The organism is Clostridium sp. X, assembly GCF_055755365.1.
In genome coordinates this window covers 2,948,479-2,961,419 of record NZ_CM146912.1, presented here as the reverse complement: position 1 = coordinate 2,961,419, position 12,941 = coordinate 2,948,479, and the positions used below count along the sequence as shown (strand labels likewise).

14 protein-coding genes are annotated in these 12,941 nt (G+C 31.4%); 13 read left to right on the top strand and 1 reads right to left on the bottom strand.

Features of this window, described 5'->3' with window-relative positions; all coding sequences use genetic code 11:
- Positions 1-5 precede the first annotated feature (5 nt).
- From ACX0KU_RS14875 to ACX0KU_RS14855, 5 genes are all read left to right on the top strand, one after another.
- Positions 6-1,097 (top strand): pyridoxal phosphate-dependent aminotransferase, encoded by a 1,092-nt coding sequence (locus ACX0KU_RS14875; RefSeq protein WP_472990769.1) that lies wholly within the window; start codon positions 6-8, stop codon positions 1,095-1,097.
- 52 nt (positions 1,098-1,149) lie between these two features.
- Positions 1,150-1,869 (top strand): energy-coupling factor ABC transporter permease, encoded by a 720-nt coding sequence (locus ACX0KU_RS14870; protein ID WP_472990768.1) that lies wholly within the window; start codon positions 1,150-1,152, stop codon positions 1,867-1,869.
- A gap of 4 nt (positions 1,870-1,873) precedes the next feature.
- On the top strand, positions 1,874-2,173 hold the full coding sequence (locus ACX0KU_RS14865) for an energy-coupling factor ABC transporter substrate-binding protein (protein WP_472990767.1): 300 nt from the start codon (positions 1,874-1,876) through the stop codon (positions 2,171-2,173).
- Positions 2,136-2,837 (top strand): cobalt ECF transporter T component CbiQ, encoded by a 702-nt coding sequence (gene cbiQ / locus ACX0KU_RS14860; RefSeq protein ID WP_472990766.1) that lies wholly within the window; start codon positions 2,136-2,138, stop codon positions 2,835-2,837. The genes ACX0KU_RS14865 and cbiQ overlap by 38 nt, the downstream gene beginning before the upstream one ends.
- A 300-nt stretch (positions 2,838-3,137) precedes the next feature.
- Positions 3,138-4,481, top strand: a complete 1,344-nt coding sequence (locus ACX0KU_RS14855) for a uracil-xanthine permease family protein (protein WP_472990765.1) — start codon at positions 3,138-3,140, stop codon at positions 4,479-4,481.
- Between the two features lie 40 nt (positions 4,482-4,521).
- Here the strand turns inward: ACX0KU_RS14855 and ACX0KU_RS14850 are convergent, their stop codons facing one another.
- Positions 4,522-5,658 (bottom strand): aminotransferase class V-fold PLP-dependent enzyme, encoded by a 1,137-nt coding sequence (locus ACX0KU_RS14850; protein WP_472990764.1) that lies wholly within the window; start codon positions 5,656-5,658, stop codon positions 4,522-4,524.
- 163 nt (positions 5,659-5,821) lie between these two features.
- On the opposite strand from ACX0KU_RS14850, the gene selD reads away from it, so the two are divergent.
- The 8 genes from selD (at position 5,822) to mocA (ending at position 12,936) form a co-directional block, all read left to right on the top strand.
- Positions 5,822-6,859, top strand: coding sequence for a selenide, water dikinase SelD (gene selD / locus ACX0KU_RS14845; protein ID WP_472992472.1), 1,038 nt, complete (start codon positions 5,822-5,824; stop codon positions 6,857-6,859).
- A 3-nt stretch (positions 6,860-6,862) separates the two neighbouring features.
- Positions 6,863-7,498 carry a sulfurtransferase-like selenium metabolism protein YedF gene (yedF, locus tag ACX0KU_RS14840; protein WP_472990763.1) on the top strand — a complete coding sequence of 212 codons (636 nt, stop codon included), beginning with the start codon at positions 6,863-6,865 and terminating at the stop codon, positions 7,496-7,498.
- Positions 7,499-7,510: 12 nt separating this feature from the next.
- On the top strand, positions 7,511-7,771 hold the full coding sequence (locus tag ACX0KU_RS14835; protein ID WP_472990762.1) for a putative Se/S carrier protein: 261 nt from the start codon (positions 7,511-7,513) through the stop codon (positions 7,769-7,771).
- A gap of 163 nt (positions 7,772-7,934) precedes the next feature.
- On the top strand, positions 7,935-8,732 hold the full coding sequence (locus ACX0KU_RS14830) for an FAD binding domain-containing protein (RefSeq protein ID WP_472990761.1): 798 nt from the start codon (positions 7,935-7,937) through the stop codon (positions 8,730-8,732).
- Positions 8,723-9,175, top strand: a complete 453-nt coding sequence (locus tag ACX0KU_RS14825) for a (2Fe-2S)-binding protein (RefSeq protein ID WP_472990760.1) — start codon at positions 8,723-8,725, stop codon at positions 9,173-9,175. The genes ACX0KU_RS14830 and ACX0KU_RS14825 overlap by 10 nt, the downstream gene beginning before the upstream one ends.
- On the top strand, positions 9,175-11,454 hold the full coding sequence (locus ACX0KU_RS14820) for a xanthine dehydrogenase family protein molybdopterin-binding subunit (protein WP_472990759.1): 2,280 nt from the start codon (positions 9,175-9,177) through the stop codon (positions 11,452-11,454). The genes ACX0KU_RS14825 and ACX0KU_RS14820 overlap by 1 nt, the downstream gene beginning before the upstream one ends.
- Before the next feature lie 137 nt (positions 11,455-11,591).
- Positions 11,592-12,365 (top strand): selenium cofactor biosynthesis protein YqeC, encoded by a 774-nt coding sequence (yqeC, locus tag ACX0KU_RS14815; RefSeq protein WP_472990758.1) that lies wholly within the window; start codon positions 11,592-11,594, stop codon positions 12,363-12,365.
- Entirely contained in the window at positions 12,358-12,936 is a 579-nt protein-coding gene (gene mocA, locus ACX0KU_RS14810; protein WP_472990757.1) for a molybdenum cofactor cytidylyltransferase, read from the top strand. Before yqeC ends, mocA begins: the two co-directional genes overlap by 8 nt.
- The last annotated feature ends 5 nt before the right edge of the window (positions 12,937-12,941 follow it).

The following is a 12,941-nucleotide window of genomic DNA, read 5'->3' as shown; positions in this document are numbered from 1 at the left end:
ATGAAATGGAACATGGTGGAGATATCTATACAGATGGTATTTTCAAAGGAAGAGAGATTATAGACTTTAGTTCAAATATAAACCCATTAGGAGTGCCGGAAAGTTTTAAAGAGCATATAGTAGAAGCATTAGAGTCAGTAGAGAAATATCCAGATGTTAAGTATAGGATACTTAGAAGAGATATATTAGATTATTTAAAATTTAGTATAGAATATTTTAGTAGTACTTTAAAACAACAATCAAGATTAGATATAGATGAAGATAACATAGTCCTTGGAAATGGAGCTGCAGAAGTTATAGATTTAGTAGTAAGTTGTTTTAAGAGTATATGTATACTAACTCCATCTTTTATAGAGTACGAAAAAAGTGCATTGAAATGGAATGTAAAAGTAGAGTATTGTGAATTAAATGATGATATGGATTATGATTATGAAAAGATCTTTTTTAAGATGCAAAATATAGAGGCACTTATTATAGGAAATCCTAATAACCCTAATGGGGGAGTTATTAATAAAGAAAAGTTTAAAAAGGTACTAGATTATTGTGAAGAAAATAATAAAAAGATTATTATAGATGAAGCTTTTATTGAATTTACAGGAAAGAATGGCTTTAGTTTTATAGACTTTTTAAATTATAGCTGTATTTTTATAATAAAAGCACTTACTAAGTTTTATGCTATGCCAGGTATAAGAATGGGCTATGGTGTATGCAAGGATAAAATTTTAATAAAAGAAATAAGTAGAAAGCAAAATCCATGGAATATAAATTCTTTTGCAGAAATTGCAGCTAAATATGTGTTAAAAGATTTTAAATATATAGAGAAGTCTTTAGAGTGGATTGAAGAAGAGAGAAGCTTCATGATAAATAATTTAAATAGGATAAGTTTAATAGAAAAGGTGTATACAACTTATAGTAATTTTATATTATGTAAGCTGAAAGATATAGATTGTCATAGACTATATAGTTTATCTATGGAAAATGAAATAGCTATAAGAAGGTGCCATAATTTTAAAGGTTTAAATGAATATTATGTGAGATTTGCTATAAAGGATAGAAAAAATAATGAAAAATTGCTAGAGTTCTTAAATCTGATTTAGTAATAGAGTTATAGAATTAAGGGTAATTTCATTATAAATTGGGGGAAGTTGCATGAGGAATAAGTGGTTTTTTATTATGTGTATTTCATTAATATTTAGTATGAGCACTAAGGCATATGCAATGCATATAGCAGAAGGTTTTTTACCTACAGTTTGGAGTGGGACATACTTTCTACTAGCAGCTCCTTTTGTAATGAAAGGAATAAATCAAATAAGAAAGAAGACAGAAAGTAAGAAGGATTTAAAGATGTTATTAGGATTAGTTGCTGCCTATTGTTTTGTACTATCTGCAATGAAGCTACCATCAGTTACTGGAAGTACTTCACATCCTACAGGAACAGGACTTGGAGCTATAATATTTGGACCCTTTATTATGAGTGTAGTATCGGTAGTAGTTCTTCTATTTCAAGCTATATTTCTAGCTCATGGAGGGATAACCACACTAGGTGCCAATGTATTTTCTATGGGAATAGTAGGGCCAATAGTTTCTTATTTAGTTTTTATAGGATTTAAAAATAAAAATAAGAAATTAGCTGTATTCTTAGCCGGTATGCTTGGAGATTTAGCTACATATTTAGTCACATCAATACAATTAGCATTAGCTTTTCCAAGTACTACAGGTGGAGTATTACATGCTTTTATAAAATTTGTTTCTATATTTGCAATAACTCAAATTCCATTAGCTATAGTAGAAGGAATTATCACGATTATAATATTTGAATTTGTAGAGAAATATTCATCTCAAGAACTCAAAGATTTGAGGGAGGTATAGTAAAATGAAGAGGAAAAACATTTTATTAATTACGCTTTGTGTAGTCTTAGTGAGTATATCCATGCTTATTGGTTCTTTAAGTGGAGGAGAATTTGAAGGGGCTGATGGACAAATAGAGGAAGTAATTAGTATGCAAAATGAAGATTATAAGCCATGGTATAATGCTATATGGGAACCACCTTCAGGTGAAGTGGAAAGCCTACTCTTTACTCTACAGGCTGCAATAGGTTCTGGATTTATAGGGTTTTATATGGGAAAGAAGAGTAATGGTAAAATTAATAATATCCCTAGCAAAACTGAATAAAATATCTCATTATCATCCTGTAGAAAAATTAATGATAAGCATTATACCTATTATAATAATAGGATTTTGTAATACTACATTTCCTATCATTGTAAACATATTAGCATTTTTAATCTTACATGTTATTTGTGAAAATAATAAGAAGGTAGTAACAAAATATATATTAGCAGTAGCGGCATTTACATCATTTTCATCTCTAACTTTAGTTTTTGATTATGGAATTAAATATATCCTAATAGTATTTCTTAGAGGATTATCATCAGGGTTTTGTTTATCCTTTTTAGCACTTACAACACCAATTGATGATATATTATTTATATTATCTAAAAATTCATGGTTAAAAGATATGTGTGATATAGCTAAAACTATGGAAAGATTTCTTATAGTAATATATGACGAGTATTATATACTCTATAAGTCTATGAAATCTAGAGGGGGATTTCAAGGAATAAATCATAGAATAATAAACACAGGGAAAATGGCAGGACTTTTATTTCTAAACACTATGAAGCGGTGGAAAGATATAAAAGAGAGTATAGAAAGCAGGGGTTATAGAGGGTATATTCCTTATCTAAGTAAGGGATTTAATCTATCTGGTTTAAGAATTTTTGGAATATGTAGTTATATAATAAGTTTAGGATTTAGCGTATATAAACTAAATTAGAGTTCGAATTGATAACTGAGTCATTGGCTCAGTTTTTTTATTTTTAGTGAAAGCTACTAATTTAAATTAGTATATGATGATTAAAGCAGTTGCTTTAGCATAGAAGAATAATAATTTATACATACGTTAGAGTATATATAAATTAAAATGTTCTGCATGTGGTAAAATGATTTTGATAAAATATAAAAAAACATTCGACTTTTTGAGAAAATCTGTTATAATATAAATGAGATTACAAAAGAGTTGGAAATAATGAGCAAATCATTTTATACATAATATTTATTTTAGGAGGAATCGATAATGAAAAAAGACAAAAATTCATTAGTTTATCAATTAGATGGAAGACCACCTTTAGGAACATCTATAACCTTGGGTATGCAACATGTTCTTGCAATGTTCGTAGGAAATGTAGCACCTATTATAATAATTTCCAATACATTAAATTTACCAGTTGATCAAAGAGCATTTTTAATTCAATGTGCAATGTTTGTAGCAGGATTGGTATCACTAATTCAATGCTATCCTATAGGCCCAGTAGGAGCTAGACTTCCTATCGTAATGGGTACAAGTTTTGGTTTTTTACCTGTATGTATTGCAATAGCAACTAAATATGGATTGCCCGGAGTATTAGGTGCAACATTAGTTGGAGGAATTTTTGAAATATTTATGGGAGCATTTTTAAAACACATTAGAAAGTATTTTCCACCACTAGTTACAGGAATAGTTATGTTAACAATAGGATTATCATTAGTTGCTACAGGAATGAAATATTTTGCAGGTGGAGCTGGGGCTAAAGATTTTGGATCTCCTCAAAACCTATTATTAGGTGCTACCGTTTTAGTAATTGTATTACTTTTAAAGCATTTTACAAAAGGAATTACGAGTATGTCAGCTGTACTTATAGCTCTTATAATCGGATATATGATTGCTATTCCAATGGGAAAAGTTAATTTTGAAGCTGTTGCAAATGCTAGATGGATTGCAATACCTATGCCTTTACAATTTGGTATAGAATTTCATGTAGATGCTATTATATCTATGATGGTAATGTTCCTCATTACAACTGTTGAGACTGTAGGTGATACTTGTGGTATAACTTCAGGAGGATTAGGAAGAACAGCTACTGATAAAGAAGTATCAGGAGCAGTTATTGCAGACGGAGTAGGAAGTTTCATTGCAGCAATATTTAATGTTTTACCAAATACTTCTTATGGACAAAATGTAGGATTAGTTACTATGACAAAAATTGTTAATAGATTTGCTATAGCAACAGGAGCGGGATTTCTTCTAATTGCTGGTTTATTCCCTAAAGTAGGAGCAATAATGGCAATAATGCCTGCAAGTGTTTTAGGAGGAGCGGCTGTTGTAATGTTTAGCATGATGATAGTAGGCGGAATTAATCAGATTACAGAAGAACCTTTAGTAGGTAGAAATGGTACTATACTTGCAGTTTCAATTGGGCTAGGACTTGGATTTAGCTTAGTACCAGATGCAACTCAACACTTCCCAGCATTACTTAAGATGCTGTTTTCAGGATCAGGAGTAGCAATTTCAGCTATAGTAGCAATATTACTAAATATTATATTGCCAAAAGATACAGTGGATAAAAGTTTCAAGATTAATGTAACAGAAGAAGTGGCTTAACATAATAAACTACTTATTGGATGATCCAATAAGTAGTTTATTATGAGTTTGCTAATTTATTTAAGGCATTAATGGCGAAATCTATTTCTTCAGAACTGTTAAAATAAGAAAAACTAAACCGAATAGCACCTTGTTTCTTTGTACCTAAGGCTTTATGCATTAATGGTACACAATGGGCACCAGCTCTAGTAGCAATGTTATAAGTGTTACACAATTCTTCACTTATAGTAGCAGAGTCATAGTTGCCTAAATTTAAAGAAACAATAGGTGCTTTTAGGCTTGTATGAAAGTCACCGTAAATTTTAATCTTAGGGACATTTTTTATACCATTATAAAATTGCCACATAAGGTTTAGTTCATGGTCTCTTATATTTTTCATACCAGTATGTTCAATAAATTCAATCCCAGCTAAAAGTCCAGCGATGCTGTGGCTATTAACAGTTCCGGCCTCAAGTATATCAGGCATATTAGTTGGGTGGGTTTCAGAATAAGAAATGCTTCCGCTGCCACCAGTTTTAAAAGGTCGTATGTGTATATTGTCTTTTATGCAAATTCCTCCAGTACCTTGAGGGCCATAAAGTGATTTATGTCCAGTGAAACAGAGTATATCAATGTTGGATGATGGCATATCAATATCGAATATTCCAGCAGTTTGAGAAGCGTCTAATATGAATAATAATTTATGTGCTTTACAAATTTCACCGATTTTATTTATATCATTTAAATTACCTGTTAAGTTTGATCCGTGAGTGCAGATAATTGCCTTAGTATTGAATTTGATTTCATTCTTAATTTCATCGTAGTTTAACAAGCCTTTTTCATCACAGTTTATAATAGAAACTTCAATACCTTTATTTTTAAGTGCGTAAACAGGTCTAAGAATAGAATTATGCTCCATTACTGTTGTAATTATATGATCACCTGAATTGAAGGAGCCATTAATAGCAATATTTAAGCTTTCTGTAGCGTTTGAAGTAAAGGCTACATTTAAAGGATTATTTAAATTAAAGAGCTTTGAAATCTTTTCTCTAGCAGTGAATACAACTCTAGAGGCTTCTAAAGATAAAGAATGTGAGCCACGAGAAGGACTTCCAAGGTTATTTATAGCATTATAAACAGCAAGAGCAACTGTGGGAGGCTTTGGAAAGCTGGTAGCCGCATTATCAAAATAAATCATAAATTTATACCTCTTTTTATGTAATAGTGATTTGAACAATATGTATATTATAAAGTATAATCGTACTATAAGTATAATGTTTATAGTGAAAAAATGAAATTAAATAAACAATAAGAAAGGTAAAAACATGCTGTAATACAGCATTTAATATATGGTAGCAGACATGAATAAAGACGAGTCTAAAAAGTTTAGCTGCGGTGGTGGATGCAGCGCAAAATTAGGACCTGATTTTTTAAAGAGTGTACTAGAAAAGATTCCAAATAAATTTGATGAAAATTTACTAGTAGGATTTGATAGTTCAGATGATGGAGCAGTATACAAGTTAACGGAAGATATAGCAATAATACAAACCTTAGATTTTTTTACACCTATAGTTGAAGATCCATATACCTTTGGGAAAATAGCAGCCACAAATGCTCTTAGTGATATATATGCTATGGGAGGAGAGGTGAAAACAGCTCTTAATATTGTTTGTTTTCCAGAAAAAATGGATTCGGAGATACTAGGTGAAATATTAAGAGGTGGGGCAGAAAAGGTTCAAGAAGCAGGGGGTATAGTATGCGGAGGACATTCCATAAATGATATTGAACCTAAGTATGGTGTTTCTGTTACAGGAATAGTTCATCCAAGTAAAATTCTTTCTAACAACAACTGCAAAATAGGTGATAAAATAATAATTACAAAACCACTAGGAGTAGGGATAATAACTACAGCTAAGAGGGTAGGAGAAGCAAGCGAAGAAGCATACAAAAAAGCGATAAGATCAATGGAAACATTGAACAAATATGCAGCAGAGAAAATGAAAATATATAAGGTGAATGCTTGTACAGATGTTACAGGTTTTGGATTTCTAGGACACTTGAATGAGATGATTAAAGATGAGTATACAATTAAAGTTGATATAAATAAAGTTCCATATATAAAAGAAGCTTATGATTATGCAAAAGAGTTTTTATTAACAGGAGCAGCACAGAAAAACAGAAAGCATCTAATGGACAAGATTAAACTAGAGAATATAGAATTTGCCTTGGAAGAGATATTGTTTGACCCACAAACCTCAGGAGGACTTTTAATAAGTGTGGATGAGAGAGAGTCAGAAAACTTGTTAAAAGAATTAAATGAACTTGAGATAAAATCTCATATTGTAGGTGAGGTAGTAGAAAGAGAAGATTTTGGAATAGTAGTGTATAATGCTCAATAGTAAATGAGGAAGGAAATAGGTGGAAAAGATATGATGAAAATGGATTTTAAAGGTGAGATTTGCCCTATACCAGTTATAAAGACTAAGAATGCTATAAAATCTATTGAAAAAGATGGAACTATTTTAGTTATTGTAGATAATGAAATTGCTAAAGAAAATTTAGAAAAGATGGCTAAAGAATTAGGATACCAGTATAGTTCTAAAATTATAAGTAAGGATCATTATGAAGTGGAAATTATAAAAGGATTAGGTTCTAATGAAAATGATGACGATAATAGAAGTGAAGACTTAGATATTTCTAAGAAAAATACAGTAGTTGTAATTTCCTCTGACAAGATGGGTGAAGGAAATGATGAACTAGGTGAAGTTTTAATTAAAGGTTTTATCTACGCTTTAACAGAGATAGAAAAACTACCTGCTACTATCATTTTTTATAATGGAGGAGCAAAACTTTCTACTAAAGAATCTCCGGCAATAGAAGATTTAAAGAAGTTAGAAGCAGCAGGAGTAGAGATTTTAACTTGTGGTACATGTCTAAATTACTATGGATTAACAGAAGATTTAGCTGTTGGAGGAGTAACAAATATGTACAGCATTGTTGAAAAAATGAGTGCTGCAAACAATATTATTAAACCATAGGGGATAGTTATTATGGAGGAATTATTTAATTTAGTTGTGTTTAATTCAACACATAGTGCTATAAGGGCAGAGAAAAAACTAATCTTATGTGAATTAAAAGTGAAAATAATACCTATGCCAAGAGAAATAAGTGCTGGTTGTGGTCTTTCATTAAAAGTGGATATAAATGAGTTTGAATTAGCTAGAAAAATATTAACTGAAAGTAATATAGAAGTAGAAGGATACTATTATGTTAAAAAAGTAGGACTGAATAAGCAAGTAGAGGCCATTTGAAATTGATAAAAAAGGTTTCATAAAAAAAGCAAGGCTGATATAATGAAAGTGATGTTAAAATAGTGGGTGACATAATATATAGTTATGTCACCCACTGTCGGGAAAAAATAAAAATAATCTTAAAATTACTAAAGTTAGTATAGATATACAAAGGAGGAATACTATGTTTACAGTAATGAATTTAGTTCAACCGGAAACTTTAGAGGAAGCTTACTCTATTCTAGCTTCAAGAAAGAATAATACAGTTTTAGGTGGTTGTGCATTTTTAAGAATGACTTCTAAGAAAATAGGAACAGCTATTGAATTATCAAAATTAAATTTAGATTATGTAAAAGAAGTTGGGGATTATATCGAAATTGGGGCAACAACAAACTTTAGAGAATTAGAGATAAATGAACTAATTAATAGATACTTTAATGGAGTCTTAGGACAAGCGGTAAAGGATATAATAGGAGTTCAGTTTAGAAATGTAGTAACTATAGGCGCTACTGTATTTTCAAAATATGGATTTTCTGACTTGATTCCAGCACTTCTTGCACTAGATACGGAAGTAGAATTACACAAGGGTGGAAGAATGTCTTTACAAGAATTTTTAAATAGACCTTATGAAAAAGATATTCTAACTAAGATATTTATAAAAAAGAGCCATCGAAAGGCAGTTTATAAGAGTTTAAGAAATTCTGTTAGTGATTATCCTATATTAAATGTTGCAGTGTCAGAATTAGATAATGAGTGGACTATAGTTGTAGGAGCTAGACCTTTTAGAGCAAGGATTGCTAAAATGGCATCTGAAGAATTAGCTAAAGGAAACTTAAATGATGAGGATATTGATAAGGCAGCAGCTATAGCAGCAGAAGAGTTATCCTTTGGAAGTAATATGAGAGGTTCTGCAGAGTATAGAAAAGCTATATGTCAGGTTTTAATTAAAAGAGCAATAAAGGAGGTATTACAATGCAAGTAGAATTTACACTAAATAATAAAAAAGTTACCTTTGAAGTAGAGAATAATGAATTTTTAGCAGATACTTTAAGGGCAAATGGAATGGTAAGTGTAAGAAAAGGATGTAATACAACTTGTTGTGGTCTTTGTACTGTATGGATAGATGGAAAACCAACTTTATCATGCTCAGTTATATCAATAAAGGCTAACGGTAAAAATATCACTACTATAGAAGGTGTGGAAAAGGAAGCAGAAGAATTTGCAAAGATACTTGTTGCAGAGGGAGCGGAACAATGTGGCTTTTGTAGTCCAGGTTTTATAATGACTGTTATTGCAATGAAAAAGGAACTTGAAAATCCAACAGATGAAGAGATAAAGCATTATCTAACTGGTAATCTATGTAGATGTACAGGATATATGGGACAATTAAGAGCTATTAAAACCTATTTGGGGGTGAATCAGTAATGAAAATTGTAGGAAAAGGCTATGCAAAGATAGATGGTATGGCTATTGCTACTGGTAAGCCTGTTTATACAGAAGATTTAGCAATGTCGAATGCATTAATAGTGAAAATCCTAAGAAGTCCTCATGCTTTTGCAGAAATAAAGTCTATAGACACCTCAAGAGCGGAAAAAATAGAGGGTGTTGAATGTATTATTACCCATAAAGATGTTCCAAATGTGAGATTTACTTTAGCTGGACAATCCTATCCAGAGCCATCACCTTACGACAGATTAATATTAGATAAAATAGTAAGGTATGTAGGAGATGAAGTTGCAATTATAGCGGCAGTAGATGAGAGAACAGCTGAAAAAGCTATGCAAATGATAAAGGTTGAATATGAAGTATTTGAACCAGTTTTAGATTTTGAAAAAGCAGAAGGACATAAATCAGTAGTTCACCCTGAAGATGATCTTCACTGTAATTTTGATATAGGAATGAGTAAAGAAAAAAATATCATTTCTGCCCAAAAGGTAGAGGTAGGAAATGTAGAAGAAGAACTAAAAAAATGTGATTTTATTGTAGATGAGACTTATTACACTCAGGCACAAGCGCATTGTATGATGGAAACTTATCGTGCATTCAATTATTTAGATCATATGGGAAGACTTGTAGTTGTAAGTTCAACTCAAATTCCGTTTCATGTTAGAAGAGGCCTTGCTAGGGCATTACAAATACCAGCTAGCAAAATAAGAGTAATCAAACCAAGAATAGGTGGAGGATTTGGAGGAAAACAAACTGCTGCAGTAGAGATATTTACGGCAATTGTTACTTTAAAAACAGGAAAACCATCAATGATTATATATGATAGAACAGAGACTTTTGAATCTACATCTAGCCGTCATCCTATGAGATTACAAGTTAGACTTGGGGCGGACAAGGAAGGATTTATAAGAGTTGTTGATATACAAGGATTATCAGACTCCGGGGCATACGGAGAGCATGCATCCACAGTATTTAGTGTTGTAGGACAGAAAACTCTTCCTTTATACAATAAAACTAATGCTGTTAGGTTTATGGGAAATGTAGTTTATACAAATAAAACTCCAGCAGGAGCTTTTAGAGGTTATGGAGCAACTCAAGGAACTTTTGCTCTTGAATCAGCAGTAAACAAACTGGCAGAAAAGTTAAATATGGATCCTATAGAATTGAGATTGAAAAACCTGATACAAGAAGGAGAAACCTGTTTAACCTATGATGGTAAAGAACTAGGAAGTTCAACACTAAATAAGTGTATAGAAAAAGGCAAAAGATTAATTGGATGGGATGAGAAATATCCAAGTAGAGAAATATCTAGCAATAAAGTAAGAGGGATTGGTATGGCAGTAACTATGCAGGGATCAGGAATTGCAGGTATAGATACAGCCTCAGCAGAAGTAAGATTAAATGATGATGGTAACTATACACTTCTTATAGGGTCAACAGATATGGGAACCGGAAGTGATACTATATTAGCACAGATGGCTGCAGAAGTTTTACAAACATCAGTTGATAGATTTATAGTAAACGCAGCAGATACTGATGTTTCACCATACGATCCAGGTTCCTATGCATCTAGTACAACTTATGTAACAGGAATGGCTGTAGTAAATGCAGCAGAGGAATTAAAAAGACAAATAGTAGAAAATGGCGCTAAATTTATGGGAGTGCCCACTGAAGAAGTAGAATTTGATGGGGAAAAATTAAAAACAGTAGATGATAGAAACTCTATGACTTTAGAGAAAATAGCTGAGACTGCTGTTCTAGGTACAGGAAAACTTCAGCTAGTAGGTACTGCTACTTATGGTAGTCCAGTATCTCCACCACCATTTATGGCTGGATTTGCAGAAGTAGAGGTTGATAAGGAAACTGGTAAGGTAGAACTAATAGACTATGTAGCTGTAATTGACTGTGGAACTGTTATAAATCCTAACTTAGCTAGGATTCAAGCAGAAGGTGGACTTGTTCAAGGAATAGGTATGGCACTATATGAAGATGTTAAGTATGACGAAAGAGGAGCACTTAAGACGAATTCATTTATGCAATATAAGATTCCATCTAGAAAAGATATAGGAAATATAATTATAGATTTTGAAGAAAGTTATGAGCCAACAGGTCCTTTTGGTGCAAAGTCAATAGGAGAAGTTGTAACTAATACACCTTCACCAGCTATAGCTCATGCTGTTTATAATGCAGTGGGGGTTAGAGTTCAAGATCTCCCAATAACTCCTGAGAAGGTATTTATGGGAATGTACAATAAGTAGAATATGTTTTAATATAAAATGATGATATTATATAATTCTTTAGAAATTATGAGAATGATATATGTCATCATTTTATAATATAAGTTCTAAAAAATTGTGGAATTTGGTGAAAGAGTAATAGTGTTTAGAGGTGAGCAATGAAGTTAAAAGAGTTATTACAGATAAGAAAAGGGGATATCATATCAATTGTAGGTGCAGGGGGAAAGACTACTTTAATGTTTTCTTTAGGTGAAGAATTAAGAGAGGAAAGTAAGGTTCTTGTAACCACTACAACAAAAATATATCATCCAAGAAAACACCAATTTGATTTTATTGCTATAGATAAGGCGGACTTTTCCAAACATAATAATAAAAATTATAAAGGTATTTATATATATGGAAGTGGCATAAATAATGAAAAAAAGTTAGTTGGGCTAAGTTGTGAACTTTTAGAGGAACAAACTGCTTATTTTGACTACATCTTAGTAGAGGCAGATGGTTCTAAAGAAAAGAGCATCAAAGGATGGAAGGATAATGAGCCTGTAATAAGCAATAAAACAAATAAAACCATAGGGGTTTTAAATATACAGGCAATAGGACAAGAAATCAATAATGACAATATACATAGATTAAAGGAATTTATAGATATTACTAACTCCTGTGAGGGTGAATTGATAAGTATAGAAAATATAATATTACTAATATTTCATCATAAAGGATTATTTAAAAATTCTTTAGGAGATAGAATTTTATTTATAAATAAGGTAGAAAGTAAAGAGGATATGATTTTAGCAAATAAATTATTAACTAGAATCTTTGAAGAGAATAACAAATATATAAAAAAAATAGTATTGGGAAGCTTAAAGACAAAGAATATATGGGAAGGAATATATAATATTAAAAAGGTTGAGGGTGGAAGCGAAGATGATTAATGCTATAATAATGGCATCTGGGTATGGAAGAAGAATGGGTAAGAACAAACTATTACTGACTTATAAGGATAAACCATTAGTTCAACATATTATAGAAAAGGTTGTATCTTGTGATTTTTATAATAGAACAATTATAGTAAAAGATGAAGAAATACTAAGTCTAGCAATGAACTATGGGCTAAATGTTGTAAGAAATCATAATCCTAGCATAGGACAGAGTGAAGCAGTAAAATTAGGAATAGATAACACCACTAGAGCTAAAGGATATATGTTTTTTACGGCAGATCAGCCATTACTAGATGTTGAGACTATTGAGCTTTTAGTGGATGCCTTTAAAAAAAATAGTGATTACATAATCGTTCCTACCTATAGAGGGAAAAAAGGAAGTCCTGTAATATTTCCACTTGAAGCTCTTGATGAGCTTAGAGAACTTCAAGGAGATATAGGAGGCAGAAATGTAATTAATAATAATATGAATAAAGTCATATTTATAGAGGTTAAGAATGAATATGTGCTTATGGATGTAGATACTTGGGAAGATTATGAAAAACTTATAAGTATAAAGGAATGATAAGA